General features: G+C 68.1%; 11 protein-coding genes and 2 pseudogenes. 8 read left to right on the forward strand and 5 right to left on the reverse strand.

Features of this window, described 5'->3' with window-relative positions:
* The 5 genes and pseudogenes from KS423_RS11450 to KS423_RS11470 form a co-directional block, all read left to right on the forward strand.
* The coding region (locus KS423_RS11450; RefSeq protein WP_224277935.1) for an NUDIX hydrolase at positions 1–297 on the forward strand (297 nt) is incomplete at its 5' end.
* Positions 294–794, forward strand: a complete 501-nt coding sequence (locus tag KS423_RS11455) for an NUDIX domain-containing protein (RefSeq protein ID WP_224277937.1) — start codon at positions 294–296, stop codon at positions 792–794. The genes KS423_RS11450 and KS423_RS11455, both read left to right, overlap by 4 nt.
* Entirely contained in the window at positions 791–1,678 is an 888-nt protein-coding gene (locus tag KS423_RS11460) for an aminoglycoside phosphotransferase family protein (protein WP_224277939.1), read from the forward strand. Before KS423_RS11455 ends, KS423_RS11460 begins: the two co-directional genes overlap by 4 nt.
* 35 nt (positions 1,679–1,713) lie before the next feature.
* The gene (locus tag KS423_RS11465; RefSeq protein ID WP_224277940.1) at positions 1,714–2,199 is read left to right on the forward strand and encodes an NUDIX domain-containing protein; all 486 of its coding nucleotides are present in this window, start codon (positions 1,714–1,716) and stop codon (positions 2,197–2,199) included.
* Between the two features lie 131 nt (positions 2,200–2,330).
* Positions 2,331–3,009: pseudogene (locus KS423_RS11470) on the forward strand (site-specific integrase); the annotation flags it as partial.
* A gap of 280 nt (positions 3,010–3,289) precedes the next feature.
* Here the strand turns inward: KS423_RS11470 and KS423_RS11475 are convergent.
* The gene (locus tag KS423_RS11475) at positions 3,290–3,775 is read right to left on the reverse strand and encodes an SUKH-4 family immunity protein (RefSeq protein WP_224277942.1); all 486 of its coding nucleotides are present in this window, start codon (positions 3,773–3,775) and stop codon (positions 3,290–3,292) included.
* An 83-nt stretch (positions 3,776–3,858) separates the two neighbouring features.
* Entirely contained in the window at positions 3,859–11,085 is a 7,227-nt protein-coding gene (locus tag KS423_RS11480) for an RHS repeat-associated core domain-containing protein (protein ID WP_224277944.1), read from the reverse strand.
* 459 nt (positions 11,086–11,544) lie between these two features.
* On the opposite strand from KS423_RS11480, the gene KS423_RS11485 reads away from it, so the two are divergent.
* The 3 genes and pseudogenes from KS423_RS11485 to KS423_RS11495 form a co-directional block, all read left to right on the forward strand.
* Positions 11,545–15,930 carry a LamG-like jellyroll fold domain-containing protein gene (locus tag KS423_RS11485; protein ID WP_224277946.1) on the forward strand — a complete coding sequence of 1,462 codons (4,386 nt, stop codon included), beginning with the start codon at positions 11,545–11,547 and terminating at the stop codon, positions 15,928–15,930.
* 1,765 nt (positions 15,931–17,695) lie between these two features.
* Entirely contained in the window at positions 17,696–19,162 is a 1,467-nt protein-coding gene (locus KS423_RS11490) for a hypothetical protein (protein ID WP_224277947.1), read from the forward strand.
* A 411-nt stretch (positions 19,163–19,573) separates the two neighbouring features.
* A pseudogene (locus tag KS423_RS11495) lies at positions 19,574–20,077 on the forward strand (GH25 family lysozyme); the annotation flags it as partial.
* Positions 20,078–20,134: 57 nt separating this feature from the next.
* On the opposite strand, the gene KS423_RS11500 reads toward KS423_RS11495, so the two are convergent.
* The 3 genes from KS423_RS11500 to KS423_RS11510 form a co-directional block, all read right to left on the reverse strand.
* Positions 20,135–21,823, reverse strand: coding sequence for a protease pro-enzyme activation domain-containing protein (locus KS423_RS11500; RefSeq protein ID WP_224277948.1), 1,689 nt, complete (start codon positions 21,821–21,823; stop codon positions 20,135–20,137).
* Between the two features lie 196 nt (positions 21,824–22,019).
* A complete protein-coding gene (locus KS423_RS11505) occupies positions 22,020–23,858 on the reverse strand; it encodes a M1 family metallopeptidase (protein WP_224277950.1) in 1,839 nt (612 codons plus the stop codon).
* Positions 23,859–24,003: 145 nt separating this feature from the next.
* Positions 24,004–24,633 carry a maleylpyruvate isomerase N-terminal domain-containing protein gene (locus tag KS423_RS11510; RefSeq protein ID WP_224277959.1) on the reverse strand — a complete coding sequence of 210 codons (630 nt, stop codon included), beginning with the start codon at positions 24,631–24,633 and terminating at the stop codon, positions 24,004–24,006.
* Between the last annotated feature and the right edge of the window lie 347 nt (positions 24,634–24,980).

Here is a 24,980-nt window from a genome sequence, read left to right on the forward strand (position 1 = left end):
GCCGACGAAGCCCCGCAGGAGACCGCGGCCCGTGAGGTCCGCGAGGAGGCCGGGATCGAGATCACCCGGGTACGGCCGGTGCCCGGCCCGCAGCACGACCTCGTCTCCCCGCTCGTCCGAGTCCTGCACGCCCACTGGGACGGCCCCGAAAGCGACCTGCGACTCGGCGACGAGGGCCTGGCCGTACGCATGGTCCCCCTCGCCGAGGTACTGGACCTCAAGGTCCCGCCCTACATGTACCACTACCTGCCACTTCTCGCCGCGGCGGCCGACCAGCCCACCGGGAGGAACTCGTGACCCAGTTCGACCACACCGGCCACCCAGCGGACAGGGCAACCCGCACGCCCGAGACGGACCCGCTGACCCTGGTCGTCGGCGTCCACCTCGCCCTGGTCGACGACGGCACTGTGCTGCTCGGGCGGCGCCGCAACACCCGCTACGCCGCCGGCCTGTGGCACCTCCCGGCCGGGCACATGGAACAGGGCGATCCCATCACCCGTTCCATGACGCGCGAGGCCGAGGAGGAACTCGGCATCACCATCGCCGAAGAGGACCTCGAGCTCGTCCACACGCTGCACCACCTCGACGCCGACGACGGGCGCAGCCGCCTCCAGCTCTTCTTCCACCCCGTCCGTTACGAGGGCCGGGTGCGCAACGCGGAGCCGCACAAGTGCGAGGAGCTGCGCTGGTGGTCGCTCGGCCGGTTGCCGGACGACATCGTGCCCTACACCGCGCACGCCCTCGCCGAGATCGCCTGCGGCAGCCGGCTCTCCACCGTCGGCTGGCCCGCATGACCACGCCCACCGTCCCCGACGACGCCGCCCGGCTGCTGCGCGAGACGGCAGGTCCGTACGAGCTGCTGGGCGCATGCTCGCCCGACCCCACAGGGAGGACGACAGTGTGGGAGATCCGCACCGGCGACGGCAGCCGCCTGTTCGCCAAGCGGCACAAGAACGCACTCATGCACCAGCGCGAGACCGCCGCCTACCGGCACATCGCACCGGCCCTTGGCCCCGGCCGGGCCCCGACCCTGCTCGCCGAGGACGGCCGGACACTGCTCGTCGTCACCACGGCGCTGCCCGGTGTCTCGGCCGTCAACGCCGCGCTCAGCCCGGCCGAGGAGTGTGAGGTGTACCGGCAGGCCGGCCTGCTCGCGGCACGCATCCACGCCCACCCGACCTCCAGCGGGGTGGTCGGCGAGCGGCTGCCCTGGAACCAGGAACGTGAGCGGGCGCTCACCCGCGCCCGCGACGCCCTGCTGTCGGCGGAGGACACCGAGGTCCTGGCGGAGGCCACCCGAACCGAGCCCCCGCACACCGCTCTCGCCACCTGCCACGGCGACTTCGGCCCGCGGAACTGGCTCGTCCAACACCAGGGCGCCGACCTGATCGTCGGCGTCATCGACTTCGAGCGCAGCCAGGTCGAGGAGCCGGTGCGCCGCGACCTGATGCGGGTCATGCTCCAGCTCACCCCGCACCGGCCCGACCTCCGGGCGGCGTTCCTCGCCGGCTACGGGCGAGACCTCACCGCCGACGAGTGGACGGCGTGCCGGGCCTGGGCCGCCATCGACTGCCCCGCCGCCCTGCGCTGGGCCTTCGACCACCACCACGACGAGGAGATCCTCGGCTACGCCCGCACCGTTCTGGACCAGCTGCGCCGCCCCGCGTCGACCGTCTGAAATCGACACCACCGAACATTCCTGGAGGTAGCACTGTGGAGAGCCTTCGCCAAGCCGTGGCCGTGATCGCCCACGACCAGCCCCAGGGTCTGGTCGCAACGATCCACTACGCGGCGAACAACTGGAGCACGACCCCTGCATGGACGATCCCCGGTGGCAAAGTCGAGGTCGGTGAGCGCCTCGACGAGGCCGCCGCCCGCGAACTCCGAGAGGAAACCGCGCTGATCGTCAAGCCCGAGGACCTGCGGCTCGTCCACACCATCCAGGTCCGCGCCGGCTGGGACGGCAAGGGGCCGTTCCTGCTGTCGGTGTTCCTCGCCACCGCCTGGCGCGGCGAGCTGACGAACACCGAGCCGGGCAAGCACCTCGCCGTCACCTGGACCCCGACCGACGCGCTGCCGCTGCCAATGTTCCCAACCTCCCACGCCGCCCTCACCCTCTACCTGTCCGGTGGAAGCGGCTTCTCCACCCATGGCTGGGACGGCGAGCCCTTCGACCCGCGCACCTTAGTGGGCGCGTGAGAGCGGGGGGCCCGTCGGCTGCCCGCACCGCAGCTGCCGGCCGATGCCGACACTCGGCTGCGCGCCATCGCCGGCGAGCAGCCCATCGTGGAGGAAGGCATCGTCGCAGCCCCACAGCCCGGTGGGGTGGGGAACCCCTCACCGCCGACGAAGCCCGTGCCTTCCTCACCACTGCGCAGGGCCACAGCCTGCACGCCCTATTTGAACTCGCCCTCCGCACCGGACTCCGCAAGGGCGAGCTCCTCGGCCTGCGTTGGGAAGACCTCGACCTCGACGCTGGCACCGCCAGCGTCTGCTGCACTCCAGCGCACCCGGACCGGCGGCCTCACCACCCTGCCGACCAAGATCATCAGCTCGGAACGCCGCATCGCCCTCCCCGGCGCCTGCGTCGCCTCGCTCCGCGAGCACCGCGACCGGCAGGCCCGCGAGAAGCAACAGGCCGGCGCACAGTGGGTGGACAATGGCTTCGTCTTCACCCGCCCGGACGGCCACCCCATCGAACCCGCCACCCTCACTCGGCACTTCAAAGCGATGCTCCGCCGCTCCCGCGTGCGGGCGATCCGGTTTCACGACCTGAGGCACTCGACCGCGACACTCCTCCTGGAACAGGGCATCGAACTCGTCGTCATCAAGGAGCTGTTGGGTCATGCCCACATCGGCGTCACCGCGACGGTGTATGCCCACGTCCGGCTCTGTCTCCAGCGTGACGCCATCGACGTCCTCAGCCGCACGCTCGGCAAGCCCCCCGAGACCGCTGCCGAGCCGGACGACGGCGACGACCCGCCGCTTGGTGCAGCATCCGTCCGCTGACGTTGCCGTCAACTACTGCCGTCAAAGACCACTTGAGCCCCTCCGAATTCTCACGGAGGGGCCCAAGCCTGTGCCAGGTGCACGCCCATCGGAAATTGACCCACCGCAAACATTATTGCGCCATTCGGCCGTCGGCCCCACGGCGGAGCCAGACGAAATTCTTATGCATGCTCCAGCAGGTCACGATTCGCCGATATTAACGAGCAATAGGCCATCTTGGATGCACTGGCGGCAGAAATCAACACCGCCCAGCGATGCGATTCACGCAACCTCAAGGAGGTTACAATTCATCATCCACATAGTCGCCGATTGCCACATCAAAGAGAATTGAACGCCAAAACCCTGGATCGTCCCGCAGGGCCGATGGATCAATTTCACCGAATGACCTCCCCAGCAAATCTGCAAGTTCTTCCAGCGTTTCCAGATCATCTTCGACTGTGGATCGAGCAACTTCAAACTCAAATACACTCAAGAATTCAGACAGCTTCTGCGGCGATGAATTAACGAAATATAGAGACGGGTCGCCACTGCCCCGGTAGAACACCTCTCCGGTTTCACAGTCAATGCAGTACGCATCATCACCATCCCCTCCGAATCCCAATTCTAGAAGGCTGCGGCCTCCAGCGCTCTCGACACCGCCGCCAGCATCTTCCGCGGCCGAAAAAAGGACATGTTCGACAGGCAGCCCGACCGAGGAAAGGTAATCGCGCGCAGCAGAGTTCCTCACACATGCGACATATCCGATCGAATAGCGATAGTTAGCCATCAGCGCCCGTCTCCATTCTCAGAGCTATACGGTTGGCCCGCCACCTACGTGGGTGGCGGGCCAACCGCAATACTGGAACCACCTTACCAGTTACCCGATATGGCATCCCTGAACATCGAAGTCACCGCTTTACCCCTGGCGGACCTTGCGGCGGAGCCCTCAGCCGAGGTGGTCCACCCCCAAGTCCAAGTCGTTGGTATGCCAGCCTCGGCTAGCCTACTACGACATTTATTCGTCCCGGTGCATGGCTGGAATTCTGAATAGGCTTCAGTGATTGAGTCCCCGTACTGCCTGAGCAGTTTACGCTCAGCATGATTTCCCAAGCCCTGCGAGGAGAATGCGACTGCAATCTGCGAGACCCCGTCCTCGTCGGTGTACCTCACCGCCGCAAAATTATTGTTCTTCTTTCCCGTCTTCAGTCTTTCCTGTATGACTGCCTGACTGAGTTCATTGCCGCCGTATTCGACCTGGCCGCAATTGTGGACCAGGACTGGCGTAGATCCGGCGAGCACATAGTACGTGTGGAGCTGGGCGACGGTGAGGTTGCGGGCTTCCTGGGGAGCGGTTTCGTAGTTGTGGATGGTCTGGACGGCGAGGAGGGTGCCGTTGGCGGCGCGGAGTTGGTCGCCGGGGTGAAGGTTGGCGGCTTCGGTCCAGCGCTGGGTGGTTTCGTTCCAGTAGGGGTGGTGCTGGGTGGAGGTGCTGGTGACGGGCGGGGTCCGGGGTCCAGCGTCGGACGTGAGGGTGAGGTCGGTGAACTCGTGGTCGTCGGGCGTGATGATGACGTTGGTGACGGGCTCGGTGGTGGTCTCGCCGGTTTGGGGGTCGGTGGCGAGGACGGAGTCGCCGGCTTGGACGTCCTTGATGGGTTTACTGCTGCCGTCGGCTAGTAGGACTAGTGTTCCTGGCGTGAAACTGTGTTTCACGCCTCCGATCGGACAACTGGCGGCAGCGACCTGTTCGGCTTCGCGGGCGAGCTTGGATTCCTTGCGCCAGGCCTGGAAGCCGTCCCAGAGTTCGCTGGCGAGCCGTTTGATGGTCTTGACCAGTTCCCAGGCCTTGTCCCAGTGGAAGGCGTACTTCTTGGCGAGCTTGGAAAGCGGGCCGCCACCGATGAGGCTGGTGACGACGTTGAGGGCGGTCTCGCCGCAGGCTCCGAGGTCCCCCTTGGTGACACAGTCAAAGGCATCAGTGATACCGAGCTCGTCAGCGGCAATCTTCGCCAGCTGCTTGCCGGCATTCATTACCTTCTGCTTGGTTTCATCAGCCTTCTTCTTCGAATCATCCGCCTTCTGAACAGCGAAGATGTGCTGTACGGATTCAGGGTGCTCGGTCGCTGCGGTCACAACCGTCTCTACGGCAGTCGCAACCGCATTCGAGGCGTTGCTGATGATGCTGGCGATGATGTCGAACGAGAACAGGCCGCTCGGGTCGGATCTGTTGACCGGATCGTTGTTGCTGTAGGCGTAGGCGTTCCACTGCTGCGGGTCGGCGCTGCTGAGGATCGGGTCCGGGTTGAGGAAGCGCCCCGTGGTTGGTTGGTACTGGCGGGCGCCGAGGTTGGTGAGGCCGGTGACGTCGTCCTTGGTGCCGCCGACGAAGCCGTGGTCGCCGGCCCATGCCGAGGGCTGGGTGCCGCGGGGGTTGCCGAACGGGTCGGTCGGTCGGCGGGTTTCGGTGAGGGTAGCGGAGTCGATCGCCAGGCCGCCGGTGCCGTGGTGGTCGGCGATCTGGTAGGTGAGCAGGCCTCCGCCCTGGCGGACGAGGGTGGTGCCTCCGGGGATGCTGTAGTAGCGGGCGCCGGCTGTGGCTTTGGTGTTGGTGTCGTAGACGAGTTCGTCGTCGCCGATGGTGATGGTGGTCTTGCCGGGGTTCCGGCGGATCAGCTGGTTGCCTTCAGGGTCGTACAGGTATGTCGTGGTGCCCGCGCTGGTCTTGGCGAGGGATTCGAGCTTGCCTTCGCTGTTCCAGGTGAGCGTCGCCGTGCCGGCGGTGTCGGTGATGGCAGTTGTGTTGCCGACCTGGTCGTACTGCGTGGTGCTGGTGGTCGGCGCGTTGTTGCCGGTGCGGCTGCTGGAGGTGAGCAGGGCATGCGGGCCACCGGTGCCACCGCCGGTGTTGGGCGCGCTGGTGGGGGTGTTGCGGGTACCGCTGGACGGGAAGGTCTGGGTGACCGTCGTGTCCTTGGTGGTGTCGCCGCCCGGGTCGTGGGCGACGGACTGCGTGCGGTTGCCCGTCAGGTCGTACTGGTAGGTGTACCAGTACGGGACGCTCCCACCGACGGTGGTCCGCGCAGGTCCCTGAGCTCCGCTCGTGGGGCTGTTGTTGGCACACGCGCCCTGCCCCCCGACGGTGGGACCGGGCAGCTGGTCGAGCCGGCCCGTGTCGGTCCAGGCGGTGGTCAGGCGTCCAAGGTAGTCGTAACCGAAGCACTGGAGGTCCGTGGCGCTCGGGTCGCTGTCCGGGATGGAGCGGATCGCCGTTATGCGTCCGGACTGGTCGTAGGCGTAGGTGGTGTTCTGGATGACGCCGGTGGTCGAGGTCTGCTTGTCGACGAATTGGGTGAGCAGACGTCCGGTCGACTCGTCGTAGGTGTTGGTCGTGACGACCTGGGTGCCCCACGGGTTCATGGTGGAGCGGATGTTGCGGCCGTAGGCGTCGTAGTCCGACTGGAGGTCGTACTTCCTGCCGGCGAGTGCGCCGAAATTCAGGAGCGGTCCGTATTTTTCGTAACCGTATTGGATGGTCTCGGAGAAGACATCGCCGACCGTGGGCCGGGTCTCTTCGGCCAGTGCGCCACTGATGGGGTCGTACTTGGCGCTGCTGGTAAAGGTGACGTTTCCGGTCTTGCCGATCTCACTTCCGGGGATGGTCAGGGTGGTCTTGGTCGGACGGTAGGCAATGTCGACGCTGAGGACGGCCTTCGTGTAGGAGGCGCCGTTGGAGTAGCGGGTGGAACTGTCGAGCTGCCCCTTGGCGACGGTGTCGTAGGCGAAGCCGGTCAACTGGTTGGCCGGGGCAACGCTGCCGTCGTATGTCCCGGTCTTGCGGCCCAGGAGGTCGTACGTGGTCGCGATGGTCTTACCACGGCCGTCCGTGGTGGAAGTGATGCGTCCGGAGTTGTCGTAGACGGTGGTGCTGTTGCCGGTGTCCGGGTCGCTCGCGCCGGTCGCACGGCCACGCTGGTCGTAGCTGTAGCTCCAAGTGTTGCTGGCAGCGTCCGTACGGGACGTCTCCTTGCCCGCCGGGTTGAAGGTGTACGTCGTGATGTCGGCGTCGACCGGGTTGCCGGTGGCGGTGGGCGTGCGGTACTGCCAGAGCTGGGTCGTGCGGCCGCGCGAGTCGGTGACCTTGCTGGCCGGGGTCGCTCCGGCCGGAGGCGTGACGTCGGTGCGATCGACGCCCGGGAAGGCGGTCGTGATGGTGGACTGGGTGACTCCGAAGGCCCGGGTCTGCGTGCTGACGGCCCTGCCCATGCCGTCGTAGACGGTGTAGGTCTGGTTGGGGACGGTCGCGTCGTCGGGCTCGAAGCGGGTGGTGCTCGGACCCACGAGGTCCTTGTAGTACGTGTTGTTGACGCGCGGAGTGCGGCCTTGGGAGTCGTAGTACGTGTCGGTGATCAGTCGGCCTCTGTACGCGGAGATCGCGGGATCCGACTGGGTTTGGATGACCCGTGCGAGTCCGTCCAGGATCTGGATGGACGTCGCGTAACTGCCGTCAGCCCGAAGTGTCTTGCTGGTGATGGTGCTGGGCTTCGCCGAGCCGTTGAGGTCGTAGGTGAAGGTCTGGCTGGCCGGATCGGCGGTGGTCCGGCCGGCCTGCCACGCGGAAGTGAGCCGGCCGAGGCCGTCATAAGCCTCCGTGATGGCGCGGCCGTTGGCATCCGTGCTCACCAGGGGCAGGGAGCGGGCGGGGTTGAGGGTGACGGTTGAGACGCGGCCGGTGTCCGCGTCGGGGGCGCCGGCGGGTGCCGGGGCGGTGATCGTCGTCTGGTTGGGCAGTTCACCGGGGTTGGCGGAGTTGCGCGTGGTGGTGGTGGTCGCACCGGAGGGGTGCTTGGCGTCGGTGACGGTGGGATCGGTGACGGTGACCGTACGACCGTAGGCGTCGTAGGTGGTCAGGCCAGTGGTGATCCAGCGGGCGTTGCCGTTGGTGTCGTAGCCGTCGAGGGCCTGGATGCCGCTGACGAGGCCCTTGGAGCCGGCGGAGCCGTAGGGCTGGTTGTCGAACAGCGTTCGGGCGCCACTGATGGTGTTGGCCGCAGTGGCAGCGGTGGTGCAGGCGTTGGCCCCGGAGATGGAGATGGTCTCGGCCACCATGCCGGCCATGACCGGATCGTTGTTGGCGGCGTAGGACGTGCGAGCGCAGACGTCCGGCGTGCCGTCGGCTGCGCTGAGGACGGTCTTGGGGCGGTTGGAGTGCTTGGGGTCGCTGGTGGTGGTCTCTGTGGTGGTGCGCCAGCTGCCGTCGCTCTTCAGGGCTCCCGCGGTGGTGACGGACGTGGTGGCCGAGTATCGGGCTATCAGTGGTGGCAGGGTTCCGCGCGCATGCGTGGCGGTCTCCACCTCCCCGGCGCGGGTGTTGATGCTGTAGGCGACCGGCGCGGTGGCGTCGGCGCTGGCGTAGGTGTCGCTTTCGAGGACCTCCCCCGACAGCCAGTCGGAGTCCTGGACCGCTGCGCTGACGGGGCCCTTCACCTTCACCGAGCGGGTGCCCGTGGTGGTGATGTCGCCGTCCATGCCCTGGTAGTAGGTGCGGGAGGTCTTGCCCTTGATGCCGTCGTTGCCGTTGCCGGTGACGGCGGTGACGGAGGCGAACCCTCTGAACTCGTCCCAGGTGCGGTCCTTGTCCTCGATGAACGGGGAGTCGTTGCGGTGCCAGGCCGCGTCGCCGTACGTGTAGGTCGTCGTCTGCGGGAGAGCGCCCTTGACGAGGTCGGATCGCGGGTCGACCGTGACGGATTTGACCGGGTAGCGCAGGAACCAGTCGTCAACCGGCGGGTCGGTGGCCTTGGCGTTGGTCTGGTACCACTTGACGTTGTAGCAGGCCAGCTTGTTGTTGTCCGCGGAGGTCGGCATGACGCCCGCGGTCCGGGAGCAGGAGGCGGAGTAGTAGTCGACGCCGATGGTGCCGCCGGTCTCGGTGGTGATGACGGCCATGCGCGGCCGGTTGTACTCAGGACGCGCAGGGCCCGGGCCGTCGACACGGTTGCGCAGCAGTGTGTTGGCGAATGTGACCAGCGGGACCTTGACCTCGGCCTGGCCGTTGGCATTGTCCTTGCCGGTACGCCGAATCGACGCGAGCCACGGGACGGCGGTGTTCTCTGTGGGGTTCTCGACCTGCTTGAAGACGTGGGTCAGTTCGTAAGTGTCGACATCACGGTAATCGCTGCCCGAGCGGATCTGGGTGGTGATGGTGTTGAGCCACTTGGTTGTCCAGTAGCTCGGTCCGCTGTTGGAGCAGGGGTCGTTCTGCTGGCACTGCTTGTCGAGCGGTACGTCGGGCCAGTTGACCGCGTTGGCGGCGGTCCGCTGCCCTGGGTCGCATGCGGTGGGGCTGGTAAGGCAGCGTTCGCCGCTGTCGAGGACGATTCTCGATGCGGCCTGGTAGTTGCCGTTTGCTGCGATCTGGTCGGTCAGCAGCTGGCCGTAGGCGATGGTCCGGACGACACCGCCGCGGGTGTAGGCGGTGTTGACGCCGTTGCCGCGGTTCTGGCCGGCACCCCGTGCGTAGTAGTTGGTTTCAGGGATGTAGTTGTAGGTGGCGAGGTTGCCGTGGACGTCGACCACGTAGTCGAGGTTCCAGCGCCAGGCCATCTGGCACCACGAGGCCTGCCCCTGGGCGGCGTTGTAGCAGGGGTCGCCGGTGTTGGGAGAGTAGACGGGGACGGTCCAAGCGGAGTTGGAGTCCGGCCCGGTGGCCGTTGCGCCACCGCTGGCGGACGGCAGGTGGTTGAGGCCGAAGTAGTAGGCGGTGCCCGACGCGTCGGTGAGCTTGATGTAGGAGCCGTTCCAGGTGCCGTTTCTGGCGCCGGTCAGGAACTCGATGCGGCTGCCGTCATCGCTCTTGAGGTGCCAGGTGCACTTGGACTGCTCGTCCGTGGCGGTCTCGGTGGCGCACGAGCCGTCCTTCGGGACCAGTTCACCGGAATGACCTGCGAGCGAGAGCGTCAGGTTGGCCCCGCCCCAGCACTGGTCGCCGGATCCCGCGATGCCTGCCTTGGAGCACGGTTTGTAGACCCGCTCGACGAACCCGGTACCGAGGTCCCAGCCGTCACCGAGCCATGAGGCCTGCGAGTTGGTGGACGACGTGCGGCCGTCCACCGAGGCCGAGCTGTACCCGAGAGCGAGTTGGGGAGCGGTGCCACCGAGGGTCGGCGGAGACTGGATCGGATAGGTGTAGTTGAATGAACCGGATGCATCACCAGCGGTCCACGCCTGGCTCGGGGTAAGGCTGGTTGCGCTGAAGGTTCCGCCGCCACCACCGCCAGTGTCGGTCGGCGCATCCAGGGTGAGGACCATCGGTGTGAACGTCGTGGCCGACTTGGCGGAGGCACCGCCCTGGACCGGTCCCCCCGTCGTCGATGACGCCAGGTCCACTTCTGCGACCAGCCGCTTGGTGTCGGCGTCGTAGTGGGACGCGACAGGCGTGCGCTCCCGGCAGCCTCCCGACTGGGGAGTGGTCAGTGAGCAGGCCGGCAGGGCATAGAGACTGGCTCGCTGGGCCCACCCGGCGCCGATGCCCCCGCTGATCAGCTCGGGATCCAACGCCACCTGGACCTTGCCACCGGCGCCGGACGTAGGCGTGAGGGTGACAAGGCCGCCGTGGGATCCCACAGCCTCGGCAGCCTTGGCGTCGGTCACCTCTACTCGGAGAACGGGGCCCGAAGTTGCCGGACCCCCCTTGGCGGCAACGTCGGCACCGGGCGATGCAGAGCTCTGCCCCGTTGCCGCCGCCACCGGGGCGAGCCAGACCGGCAACGCCCCGGCCTGATGCGACGCACCTGCAGGCACCTGAACGGGGGCGGGCACATCCGAGCCTCCCGACGCCACCTGCGCCTCAGTCGCCGGGCGTGCGGAGAGGTCCACGGTGGCACTGCCACGCTGCACAACGGTCGGCGACTTCGGCGGCACCCAGTCCGCAGTGCCCGTAGGTGGAGCGGCTGGGTTTGGAGGGGCCGCATCCCTGCCGGAGACCGAAGGAGTTCTCGGCAACGGCGTGTCAGGCGGGGACCAAATCTTGTTCTCATCGACCGTGGCACCGAACGCGGGCCCGGCAACCGGAGTCAGTAACGCCGCGACTACCGCCAAGGTGCTCAGCAGTGCGACCCGTGAACGTCCGGTCGTGATGACAGCCCGTCTACGCGCAGAACGGACACGACGAAGTAACACCGAACCCCCCAAATGAGTCCCGATGCCGGTTCGCAGACACAGGGACGGCCACGAAAACGTCGGCGACTCTACGGACTTGTCGACATGTCAGTCGAGATGAGGATTCGATTAGAGCAAGGTGATCTAGATCACCCCGCTTGGCAAAGGCCACCGACATCAGCAAATCGGGCATTCACACCGACCGTCAGTTGACGGACCATCCGGCGATGCGACAGGTTGTGCGTGTCCTGTGTGTATCCGCCAGATACCCGGCGGTGACCGCACCCTCGTCACTTCCGGGAGCGCTTCGGCATGCCCAAAACTCCACCTGGTCCACCGCGCAGACGCGGACGCCGCCCCCATGGGTGGCCCCGCCTGCTCTCAGCCTTCGCCGCTACGATGCTCACCGTCGGTGTCACGTCACCTGTGGCCTTTGCCGACCAAAACGCCGGCGGCATACCGAGCACCGACGTCATGGACGCGGCTGATGCCTCGCATCGGAAAGACCGCCCGCAGCTTCCGGACGATGCCGTGTTCGCCCAGGCCAAGGCCACTGGCAAGGACGTCCCGATTGAACGGTTGGCCACGGAGTTCACCGAGACGCTCGCCACTCCGGATGGACACCTCCGGCAAGTCCGGCACCCCGACCAGCAACGGCTCAAGATCGACGGGACCTGGCAGGCACTGGACGCCACCCTGACCGCGCACGCGGGCGGCACGTACTCCCCCAGGGCCGTCCCGTCGGGTGTCGCGCTCTCCGCCGGCGGGAACGGCCCACTGGCCACCATGACCAGTTCGGATGGCAAGAAGCTCTCCCTGAGCGCGCCGTTCGACCTGCCTGCCCCGCGTGTCGAGGGCAACTCCCTGCTCTATCCCGGAGTGATCGGGCCCGACACGGATCTCAGGGTCAGTGTCGGCAAGAACGGCAGTGTGCGCACGGTGCTCGTCGTCAAGACCGCGCAGGCGGCCGCCAACCCGGCACTGAAGAACCTCCACTTCGGCACGAAGACCGACGGTGTCTCCATCACGTCGGACGCCGACCACAACGTCACTGCGGCCGACTCCGATGGCGTACCGCGCTGGACCGCCCCGGCGCCCCGCATGTGGGACAGCACCCTCGCAGCGCCCGTCAACACCCCGCCCACACCGACACCGGCACCCACGACAGCCGCCAGGACCATGGCGCAGGCGGCGCAGCCGACGCCCACCACTGGCACACCCGCCCCTGCGCCGACAGCCGGCACCGACGCCCCGGGCAAGGCTGCAGATCCCGCCTCCAGCAGCCCCGACGGCCCCGGCGCCGGAGCCAAGGTCTCCACCATGCCGGTCAGCGTCTCCAACACGGGCATCGATCTGACGACCGATCAAGCCGTCCTCTCCACGGGCACGGCGCCGTACTTCATCGACCCTGACTGGATTCCGTGGTCGCGTGGAAGCAACGGCTCGACATACGTCCAGTCGAAGTACCCGAACACACCCCACTACAACCTCAACGGCCCCAACGACACCGACCACCTGGGCGTCGGCAGGTGCGGCGTGTATCCCAGCGCACCCAGCTGCAACCCCTCCGACCTCATGCGCTCCTACTTCCAGTTCGACACGAGCGACCTGCGCGGAGCCATCATCAATAGCGTCCGCCTGGACTTCTGGGAGTACATCTCCGCCGACTGGGACTGCAACAAGACCTACGGTGTCGACGTCTACCTCGTCGATCGCCAGATCAACTCCGGCACCGTGTGGAACAACAAGCCGATGCCGGTCGGCGGACGACTCGACTCGACCCAGGTCGCAGGATCCGGGCGCAACCCCTGCCATGACAACGTCGACGTCCCCTACTGGAACCTCGACGGTCTCAAGCAATACATCCCGGCCAACAACGTCCTGACCGTCGGACTGCAAGCCGCGGACGAGAACAACGTCAACGCGTTCAAGCGCTTCGACTACGGCGCGAGCCTCACCGTCACCTACGACCGCACGCCCAACACCCCCACCGACCAGTACGTCTACCCGGTTCCGAAGACGATGGACCCGAGTCAGGCCACCCAGGGGTGCGCAGGCGCCCCATGGGGCTGGTTGAACTCAAGCGCCTTGGCGCAGGGGGCTGTCACCCTCAACGCCACCGTCTCGAGCCCTGTGCAGAACCAGCTGTACTCCTGGTCGCACATCTGGGACTACAACCTCCCTGGGGCTCCCGATGTCGCGGGCGGCTTCTCCGACCTCGTCACCAACGGCGGCAACGCGGCGTTCGTCGTACCCTTCAACGTCATTCAGGACGGTCACGCGTACGGCTACAGCATCATGGCCGGCGACATGCTTGTGGGTCTCTCTGATTCCACGCCCATCTGTCGGTTCGCGGTGGACGTCACTCCGCCGCAGCTGAGTTTCCCCACGCTCTACGACCAGCTCTCGGACGACGCGCTCGCCGACCAGTTCCCGCCCGCCGGCAACGGGCAGACGAGCAAGAAGCGTCTCGGTGACTGGGGCGTCGTCCCGTTCAATGCCGTCGACCCGGCTCCCAGCGGTGGAACGCCGTCGGGCGTCGCCTGTGCACGATGGGGCTGGGATCCTCAGCTGGCGGGCAGCACCTGGCAATGCGGAGCTGCCCGGCCACAGGGCGGCGTCTCCGTACGACCCGGCAGCTGGGGCACCAACATCCTCTTCATGCAGGTCATGGACAACGCCGGCAACCAGTCGCCGATCCAGTCCTATGCCTTCCACGTTCCGTGGAACCCGGCTGGTCCGCCTCCGGTGTTCGGCGACATCACCGGCGACGGAGCCCCCGACATCCTCACGGCCGACCAAGCCGGCAACTTGCAGGCCTACAGCGTGCCCGGCAACCCTCTGGCCAAGAGCCCGGCCGTTTCGGTCGCCGCGCTGAAGTCCAACTCCCCTGTCAAGGATGGCGACTGGAAGACCGACATCCAGTTCACCCACCGCGGCGCACTCAGCGGCGGCAAGAACGTCGACGACCTGATCGTCCACGCCAAGGGTGATACGAAGCTCTGGTACTACGGCAACCCGGGCAACACCCACTACACCGGCCGCTTCGACACCACGCAGCTCCTCGACAAGCCCGCCTGCGAAACCCCCGTGAGCGACTCCCACTACTGCGACGGTTACAGCACCAACTGGTCGACCGTCCTTCGCCTCGCCTCAGTCGGTGACCCGATCCACTCCGACCTCGACTACAAGCTCCAGTTCCGCAACGGAGCCGGACTGCTCACCACTGAGATGGCCGCGAACGGAGCCGACGCCGCACTCTGGTACTACCCGACCCTCGGTACGAGCTTCGGCGCACCGGTGCGCGTCAGCGCGACCGGTTGGAAGGACATGGAACTCCTCAGCCCCGGCGACTGGGCCAACCAGGGACATCCCGGCTTGTGGTCGCGCAACATGACTACCGGAGAACTCAGGGGCTACACGTTCACCACAGGGGTCTACGCGCCGACCCACGATGGCGAACCCATTCTGGACCCGATCACGGGCCAGCCCGTCAGCGCTCCCACACTCGTCAGCATCGACACCAACTCGTACCTGGGCGCCGTCCCACCGAACGACTATCCCGTCCTCGGCTCGGACGGCGACCTTACCGGCAACGGAGCGCCCGCCTTGTGGGGGCGCAGTGCCAACGGCCAGATCCAGATCTGGTGGGGCCACCGCACCGGCACCCCCACCACGCCCGGAATCGGCTGGGAGGCCGGCCCGGTCACCGTCGCCGACACCAAGGTCAGCCCGGTCTGGTACGCCCTCGACAACAAACCCGCCAACATCGCTGTCGACAGCTCCGTCTCCAACCCCCTCGTGACGACTGGAAACCCGACAGCGGTCGCGGACCACAACGGCGTTCCGAACGGCGCCATCGCGTTGAACGGCGGCTACTACCGAAGCTCGCAGAGCCCGAATATCGACACCCGACAGAGTTACAGCATCGCCACCTGGGTCAAGATCAACAACACGAACGGCTACCAGACTGTCGCGACCCTCGCAGGCAACCAGCACAGCCCCTTCTACCTCCAGTATTCCAAGGCATTTGGTCGTTGGGCCTTCGTCGCACCCGCGGACGACAACATCAACACCAGCGCCTACTACGCCGCCTGGGACTCGACCAGCGCACCACAGGTCGGTGTCTGGACACACCTGATCGGCGTTTACAACGCCAGCGACAAGACCATGACCCTCTACGTCAACGGCCAAGCCGTCGGTAGCACCATCAACCCCAGCACCTGGGCCACCCCCGGCTCCCTCTCCATCGGCGGCCAAATCACCAACTCCTCCCCAGCCACTCCCGCCCTCGACGGGGCAGTGAGCGACGTCCGGCTGTACCCCTACGCCCTCACTGACCAACAGGCCAACAACCTCGCCACCAGTAACTCCAGCGTCCACATCCACAGCCTGCAGCGCACAGCCACTTGTCTGGACAACTGGGGAGGCAGCGGAGAGCTCGCAATAAACGACTGCGGGAACGCAGCCAACCAGCACTTCACCTTCAATGACGACCGCACCATCACCAACGCCGGCAAGTGCCTCGGCACCAAGGACAATGCCAGCACGAGTGGCACACCTGTCGTCCTGCGCCCGTGCGACGCCACAAGCGGTAGCGCCCCCAAGGACGGCGAGGGCCAACAATGGATCCGCGGATATGACGGGACCATCCGAAATGTCCAGTCCGGCCTCTGCATCGACATTCCTCACGGCATCACGACCAACGGCACTCGCATGATCGTCTGGACCTGCGCGGCCAACAACAACCAGAAGTGGTTCGCGCGTGCGCAGTTGAACGGCTGACCTCCATCTGGCGCAAGGAGGCGCAAGTAGCAGGGGCCCAGGGCTTGCCCTGGGCCCCTGTTGTCGGCCCCCGCTCGTGAGGGCATCCCGCTGCGTGATCTGGCGGACGTTCTCGCGCTTCTGCCCGCTTCGTCTGCGCGGAGGTGACCCATGGCGCGGGCATTGAGCGGCCGACACCCTAGAGGGCTCCAACGCTGCCCAGGAACGCGCGGTGGCAGTGGGGCGGCCGGGCTGATGGAACTCCACGCCGGTTCGCACACGGGTCACGATTCGGGTAATGGCGAGACTGCCGGTCAGCCCTGGCATATCCTCTGCCGCAAGCAAGCGACGGACCGATCGGGCGGTAACCCAGTGGCAGCAGTCGACAGTCGGCGCGTACAGACAGCCGTCATCGGAGGCCCGGACTCGGACCGGCCCGTCATCGCCCCCGAGGAGCCGCACAATCTGGACGAGTTCCGACGCCATTTCGGAACCGACCAGTTCTGGTGCGGCACGCACCTGGGCGGCTGCGGCGAGAAGCTGATGACCAAACGGTATGAGTGGAAGGTCTGCCACTTCTCCCACTACCCGGACCGTGACGGCAGTAAGCCCACCTGCCACCGCAGCGCAACCGGCGTCGAAAATGCCGATCACCTCTTCATCAAACGCGATGTGAAAGCCTGGCTGGCCGACCAGGGGCACCTGGCCCAGGCCGACCTGCGCAGCCTGGGGCACGGGCCCGGGGACGCCGTGGATTTCTGGCTACGCGCCACCGAGCAGCACCTGCGGTTCGCGCTCCACCCCAGCGACTACCGGAACTGGCGCCGGGCTGTGGAGAGCCTCGGCGCGAAGACCGGCTGGGTCGAATGGGTCTTCGGGCGGGACGGTGTCGTGGTCAACGACATGGTGGCCCGGCGCGGCTACGCCCTGCGGGTCCGCTGCGAGACGCAGGGAACCGACCGCCGCGTCCTGATAGGCCTGGTGACCGCCGGCACTGGTGCCATTCCGTGGGCGCCGCTGGAGTCGTGCCGGATGACCGGTGCTGGTCTGATTCCCCCTGCACTGGACACATTGCGGGCCGAGGGTTCGTTGCCCACCCGCGCCGTGGGAGAGACCCCGTTCCCGGCGAGTCTGCCACTCCGGGGCGCGGAGGTCGTCTTCGCGGTGGACACGACCGCGGCTCCCCCGGCCGCGTCGCACTTCACCGTGCCCGGGCGCTACCTGGTCGCGGCGTTCGTGAAGGCGGCCGCGAGCCGAATCGTCCGATCCTACGTCTCGCTGCCCGATGCCGTGCCAGCCCCTACCGAGCAGTACGTATACCGGCTCAACGGGGTGGCCCGGTTGCTGGTCGACGACCTCGACACCTCTGGCGGGAACATCGGCTGGGTCGTTCATGCCGACGGCCTCACCCGGCTGTCCGGGCTGGAAGCCGAACGAACCGGCCTCTGGCGCCCCGAGGTCGCACTGGAGGACCCGGCCGCGGCCGACCCGCCGGCCCCAGCCGCACCGAAGGCGGCGCCGACCCGGGTCGAGACCGGACCCGACGATGCCCCGCGCAGCCGACTGGCGGAACTCCTACGACAGGTGCTGATCGCGGTCGCCCGCGCGGGAGAGACCACGTCATGGGAGGAACTCTCCCAGCGGGCCGATTTCGATCTGTCGCGCCTGCCCGACCCGAAGCGGCGCTCCCTCCTCGTCGAGGTCGACCGACCCCCCCCCGGGCCGGGCCCCGCTGTGCGTCCTGGTCCAAGGCCGGTCCGGGCGCGTCCTCCCCTACCTGCGAACCGTGCTGCGCCAGCTGGACGCGGAGATACCGGCGGCGGAAGCCGCCTTCCAGCGCTGGTGCGAGCAGGCCGTTCGAGCGACCCACGACCAATACCGGCTCGCACCGACCTCGGCTCCCGCGCCGCGCTCGCGGCCCGACGACGGGGAACCGCCGAAGGTCCAGGAGCTACGGCGGGTGCTGCGCGAGGCCCAGGACCTCCGGCCCCGCACCCAGGGCAGGCGGGCGGAACGACTGGCCACCGCAATCCGGCAGGCGGAAGGACAACTACGCAACTTCGAGACGGCCCGTGCCAAGGGCGTCGTCGTGCTGCCCGGTCCCGCCCTCCTCGAAGAACTCGCCAGGGTGCTCGGACACACCGTCCAGGCGCAGCCAGACGCCACCCGCAGCGGTGCGACCCGATCCGCGGGAACCACGGTCACCGGCCGGCCGGGCGCACCCGGCTCGGGAATCCGCCCTATCCGACCCGAGCGCGCCATCCCAGCAGCAGGCGCCGCCAAGGCCGAGAACGCCAGCAAGCCCGCACCCGCTGCCGAGGCCGGAGACGCCGCCGGAGCGGGGCAAGCCGAGATCCCGGCCGCCCGCCAGGCGGATCACACTTCGTCCGGCCATGCTGCCCGGGCCGCCGATCTGGTGTCCCGCTTCGCGCGGGCCAAGGCCGCCTACGACGTGTCCGCCGCGAGCGTAATCCGTGAGGAGTCAGTGCGCCTCCTCGGCGCACCTGGAGTGTCGGGAACAACTGCCAAGACGCTTCGGCGGCTGCTGAGGGACCTGCACAAGTGGATCGGTTCGCGTGAGGCGGACGACGTCCTGGCCCGCATCCGCAGCTTGCTGGAGAACGCCCGCCGGGCAGGTGAGATCGGGGACCCGCTCACCCTGCGCAGCGATCTCGCCCACGCCAGGATCCTCCGACGCAAGCTCGTCGGCGGTGTTCCACAGAATCTTCAGGAGCTGTTCGAGATCTGCTCCCAGCAACGTTCCACTGTGACGGGGGCTGCCTCCTCGCACCTCGAACCCGCCGACTCGGCGCCTCCGGCTGCCGCCACCAGCACGGCCGCCGAGGGCGCGCGGGCGACGGCCAAGGAGAAACCCGGGGAGGTGGTGCAGAACCACGCCCTCCCGGAGGCCACGCTCATCGAACTCGCCGAGACCGTAAGGCGCGTCCTGAAGGATGTCGCCCGGCACCAATCCACCATCACCTGGTCGGGAATCGGCCGACGGCTGAACCGCGAACTTCCCTGGCTCCAAGGGTCCGACCAGCGTGAGCTACTTACCAGGGTCGACGGTGACACGCCAGCTGGCGAGCCGTTGCTGTCCGCTCTTGTCGTGACGGGTGAACACACCCCGACTGCGGTCTACCGCGAGGTCGCGTCAGCACTCGGCAGGGAGCTGCCACACCCGAAGAACGGACTCCAACAGCACTGGCAGATGGACGTCCTGCGGCTGCACTCGCTGTGGCGTCACCGCTGAGCCGACAGCGGCAAGAAGAACCCGGACCACCCGAGCTATGCCGAGCTTGTGGCCACAGCGCACACCTGACGGTCAATCAGGTGCGGTCAGCAATAGGTCAGCATAGGTACGAGCAGACCCTGTCCAACAAGCCCAGACGTGAGACTTGATCGCTCTCGGCATCCTCACCGGTGAAAGCCCTCAACCGAAGGTCCATGGGTCCCATCGCGCTGGCTCCAGCCGGCCACCCAACGCCTGTTGAAGGGCTCTCGACGCGGGACTGCACGGGACATATTCGCAGGTCGGAGCACTTTTCGAACCGCCGCGTGGGTAAATGGTGCTCGCACTGACAATTGCGGTCAGCCGCCGGACCTTCCCGACTTCTCTCGGCGCCCCCAGGTCTGTACGATCTGCTCACCGGATCGGTCGATGTACTTCGCCCAGCAGTACAACGGCTCGTACAACGCGGGCCTGATCCGCGGCGCCTACCACTTCGCGCTGCCGAACGCCTCCTCCGGCGCCACCCAGGCCAACTACTTCGTCAGCCACGGCGGCGGCTGGTCCGCCGACGGCAAGACCCTGCCGCCCGCGCTGGACATCGAGTACAACCCCTACGGCGCCACCTGCTACGGCCTCAGCCAGAGCGCGATGGTCAGCTGGATCCGCGACTTCAGCGACACCGTGCACTCCCGCACCGGCCGGTACCCCACCATCTACACCACCACCAACTGGTGGACCCAGTGCACCGGCAACAACGGCGGCTTCGGCACCACCAACCCGCTCTGGATAGCCCGCTACTCCACGTCCGTCGGCACCCTGCCGAACGGCTGGGGCTACCAGACCTTCTGGCAGTTCGCCGACTCCGGCACCTTCCCCGGTGACCAGGACTACTTCAACGGCGCGGCCGACCGCCTCCGCGCGCTCGCCCTGGGCTGATCCGCCTGCCGTTGGGCCCCCGCCGAGGCGGGGGCCCAACGGGTGGGGAGGTCCGGTTCAGAGGGCCTTGAGGCCGTTCAGCAGCTTCTGGCCGCCGGGGCTGCCGAGGCCGGTGCACGGGTCCCAGTCGGGCCCGGAGGCGTACGCGCCGTTGCTGCCCCGGGTGATGTCCCGCAGGACACCCGTCGCGAACTTCGCGTACAGCAGCGGGTTGAGGAAGCCGACCTGGGCGGAGCCCGGAAGGCCCTGGTTGACCCGGGCGAGCAGGGCGGACCACATCGGGGCAGCGGCACTGGTACCGCCGATCTGGTTGAAGTGCACACCGTCGGCGCTCGGGATGACCACGCCGGTCTGGGGGTCGGCCAGCGCGGACACGTCGGGCACACCGCGCCCGCGGGCGTGGGGCGGGTTGACCGACGGCGGCACATGGGCGTCGGCCTGGTACGGCGGCACCGGGAAGACCTTGCTGATGCCGCCACCCGTCCGACTGCCCGGGCCGTCGTCCCAGCAGATCTCGCTGACGACCTGCCCGTTGTCGACCACCAGGCTGGTGCCGCCGATGCCGAGCACGTGCGGGCTGGAGGCGGGGAAGTCCGCGTGGGCGCGCTCGTCGTCGGCCTGGTCGCGGGAGCCGTCGTCGCCCGAGGCGCAGCAGATGCTGATGTTCTTCTCGGCCGCACTGGCGAAGGCCGCGTCGACCCGCTTCATCGCCCCGATCGTCCACCGACCGCCCGGGGTGGCTTCGGGGTTGCCGTAGCTGATGGAGACCACCCCGGGCCGGTTCTCCGTGTCATTGACGATCCGGGTGATCACGTCGACCCAGCCCTGTTCGGTGAACGTGGTGAAGTAGACGACGATCTTCGCCTTGGGGGCGAGGGCACCGACGACCGCCAGGTCGAGCATGATCTCGCCGGTGGTGTCGGCCGTCTCGAAGTCGGTGTCCTGACCCGGTTCGTTGCCGGGGGTGCCGACGCCCGGGACCACCACGTTGGTGATCTCCGGCATGTCCTGGTGCAGGACGTTGACGAAGTAGTTCCGCAGGGCATCGAGCGAGTAGCCGCCGGACGGGACGCCGGGCGGCGTCTCGCCGTTGAAGGCGAGGACGGCTATGCACTGCCCGTTCCCGTCGGTGCCGGTCGGGTAGGCGTACGGCGCCTGGAGCTGCGGCGGGAGGAAGGCTCCCGGCCGGATCGTCGGGGCGGCGTGCGCCACCGGGACCGTGTCGGCGGCCCGGCGGATCAGCAGGCGTGAGCCGATCGGCCGATCGTCCAGGCCGAAGACGCCGGTGACGATGCCGTCCAGCTCCGCGGGTACGTAGATCTGGCCCTCACGGCCGCGGTAACTCCGGGGATTGCCGTTGGCGTCCTGGTAGCGGTAGCGGGCCAGGGTCACCTGGAAGGCGTCCGCGACGTCCCGGGTGGTGCCGGTCAACTGGATGCTGCGGGCCGGAGGGTTCGGGTTCTCGACCTTGAGGTTGTGCTCGGCGGCGAAGGCCTCGACCGCCTTGAGGTCGGTGTCCAGCCACCGGTGGGTGGCGGCGTACTGATCGTCGCTGGGCAACGTCCGTCTGGTCGGCGCCTGGAGCGCCAGCTCGTAGACGTCGGGCCGTGCTTGCGCGTCGGGGTCGCGCCGCAGGTAGACGGTGACGGTCAGCTGTGTCTGGGGGTGGGCCGGTCCGATGACCCGCGCTCCGCTGAGCGGGACGCGGGAACTGTCCGGCAGCGCCACGTAGTGGGTGCTTGACATGATCGCTCCAGCGGTCGGGTCGACGCCGGGAGCTCGCGACTCCTGGCCGCGCGCTTTCGACTGTCCGTGTACGGCACACGTATATGTCGTACACGTACAGCGTCCTCCCGGCCCTCCGTCGCGTCAAGGGGCGTCAGGGGCGTCGAGGGGCGTCGCCCCCGGCCGGGGACCGGGGGCGACGCCGGGGTGCGACGGCTCAGCCGTCGATGCGGTGCTGGCTCCAGAAGGAGGTCAGGTCCACGGTGGTGGCGGCCTGGGCCGCGGCCTTGAACTCCGCGGTGGTGGAGACGCCGTACCAGTGCGCCTGCGCGTAGTTCCGCAGCAGCGTGGTCATCGCGGTGTCGCCGATCGTCCGGCGCAGGTCGTGCAGGGCGCACTTGCCGTATCCGTAGACGACCGTGGAGTAGCGGGAGGAGTTGGCGTCCCAGTACGCCATCGAGTTGGTGATCCTCTCCGCCGAGGAGGCCCAGGAGACGCTGTTCCAGCAGCCGTTGCCGGTCTTGCCGAGGGCGAGGTCGGTGGCGTAGTCGGTGAAGGCCTCGTCCAGCCAGGGGCCGTTGTACTCGTCGTCGCCCACGATGCCGTACCACCACTGGTGACCGATCTCGTGGGTGAGCGCCGTGGTGCTGACCAGGTCGAGGACGAAACCCGGGTACTCCATGCCGCCGAACCAGAAGTTGTTGTCGATCACCGCGTCCAACTCGCCGTACGGGTAGGCACCGAAGCGCTGGGCGTGGGCGTCGACCGCCGAGGTCGCGGTGGAGAGCATCGACTTGGAGTCGGCCGCACTGATCCCCGCCACCGAATAGACGTTGACCTTCACCCCGGCCGCGGAGGTGCCGGAGATCTTCGTGAACGGCCCGGCGCCCCAGGCGAAGTCGCGCACCTTGCCGGCGGTCGCCTTGGTGACGGTCCGTCCGGCCGCACCGGGGGTGTCCACCGAGGTGCCGGTCGCGGGCACCAGCAGGCCGGTCGGGTGGTCCAGGGTGACGGTGAAGTCCGAGGCCACCGAGTAGAAGGACTCGCCGTTGTTGGTGTACGGGTCGAGGTGCCAGCCGGCCGCGTCCCGTATCGCCAGGACGGGCAGGGCGTTGCCGAGGAAGTTGTACGCGCCGTCGTGGCCGAACCGGTCCGCGCCGCTCGGCACGGTGATGCCGAGGTCGAATCCGACGGTGCCGCTCTGGCCCTGCGCGAGCGGAGCCGGCAGGGTGATCTTGAGCGCGGTGCAGTTCACCGTGAGCGGGGAGGGCGTGCCGCCGGTCACGTTGGTCACCGTGATCGGGGTGCTGGGGCAGCTGCCGTGGGCGTTGTCCCACAGCCGCAGGTACACCTCGTTCAGCGGGGTGGGCGAGGCGTTGCCGAAGGTCACGCTCTCGTGCCCGGTCCAACTGCCGCCGGAGGCATCGCTGGTGAGGTCGACGGTGTACGCCGGCGCGACCGGGGTGCGGGTCGGGTCGCCGGGCTGGGGCGGGGTGGTACCGCCGCCGGAGACGTCCAGGGTGACGTCGTCCAGCACGAAGCCGGTCTGCAGGCTGGAGTCCTCGACGCCGGTGAAGGCGAGCGTCACGGTCTGGCCCGCGAAGGCGGAGACGTCGACGGTCTTGTGCACGTACCCGGCCTGGGCGTCCAGGTTGGAGTAGGTGGCCAGAGTGGTGGAGCCGAGTTTGACGGTCAGCTTGTCGTAGGCGGTGCTGCCGGTCGTCTCGGCGGTGTCGACGTGCAGCCAGAACCCGAGCGTCGCGGTGCCGCACCCGGCGGGGAGAGTGACGGACTGCGAGAGCGTGTCGGTGTGGCTGGAGCCGTAACCGTCGAGCCAGGCGTAGGAGCTGCCGGAGTGCGCGCTCTGGCGACTGTCGGCGGTGATCGCACCGCTCGGCGCCGTCCAGGACGAACTCCCGGACTCGAAACCGCCGTTGGCCACCACCTGGGCGGGTGTACAGTCCGCGGCGCTCGCCACATCGGGGGTGGCGAGCACCGCGAGGCCGGTGGCCGCGAACAGGGCGGCGCCGGTCAGGGCAGGCAGGAGTCTTCTCATCGGTGCCTCTCGTGGGGGAGCGGGCCGGGAGCAGCAGCGTGACAGCAAACCCGCACCTTTGAAAGGCTCATGACATGAGACGCATACGCCTCACCTGATGACCGGCCCAGCGGATCACCGGCTCACCTGTCACCGGACGACCGCCCTACCGGATCACCGGCAGCACCGCCGCCGCGCTGCGGCCGGTCGCCGCCTCGATGAAGGCCGCCGGGTCGGCGACCTCCGCCAGCAGCGTGCGGGTGAAGTGCAGCGCCCCCTCGGCGGGCGGCGGGCCGCCGACGGCCGCGATCAGGTCGAGCAGGTGGACGGTCGCCTCCATCAGCGCCACCTCGCCGAGCGCGCCGACCGTCACGCTGCCGAGCAGCGGGTGCGCCACCGTGGTGCCCGGCGGCAGGTCCGCGAGGCCGTCCAGCGCGGCCGGGCCCTCCACGCCGAACCGGGCCATCAGCACAGCGGGTTCGGCCACCTCGGCGGCCTGCTTCGCCGCCTCGGCGACCTGGCCGGCGGCGGTGTGGGCGATACCGCCGGGCCGGTTGTAGGCACGCAGGATGCCGGCCCCGTCAACCACCTCGGCCCGCCCGTCCAGGACGGCCGCGCGCAGCCCGGTGAACATCTCCGGCACCGGCGCCACGTGCGCGTACAGTTCCCGTACGGTCCACCCGGGCAGCCGGGTGGACCGGTCCCAGTCCTCGGCGACCAGGGCCGCACCCCGCTCCGCCCAGGAGGCCCATGCCTCCGCCAACAGCGCTCGCACCGGGTCGTTCTGACTGTTCATCGATTCTCCTCGGGACGGTGATCACGGGGTCTCCCACGCTACCTCGGGCTCCCGGAAGACCGCTTGCCGCCCCCTCCCCGGGCCGTCACCATCGGCCCGTGACCGACTCCGCCGCCTGCCCGCTGCACGCTCCCGCCGCCACCCGCCCGGCCCGGGTCCAGCAGCAGCCCGGCCGCCCCCGGAGGCCCGACGCCGTCCACTCGTGAGGGCCACACCGGCCGCGGGGCTGCTCGCCGGGCTCGGCGTGGCCGTCCCGGTGGGGGCCGTCCCGGTGGGGGCCGTCGGGGCCTACCTGGTGTCGCTCACCGCGCGCACCTCGCTGCGCACCGGCGCCTGCGCCGCCCTCG

Origin of the sequence: Streptomyces sp. LS1784, assembly GCF_020103755.1 — a bacterium.
In the GTDB taxonomy this organism is placed as follows: domain Bacteria; phylum Actinomycetota; class Actinomycetes; order Streptomycetales; family Streptomycetaceae; genus Kitasatospora.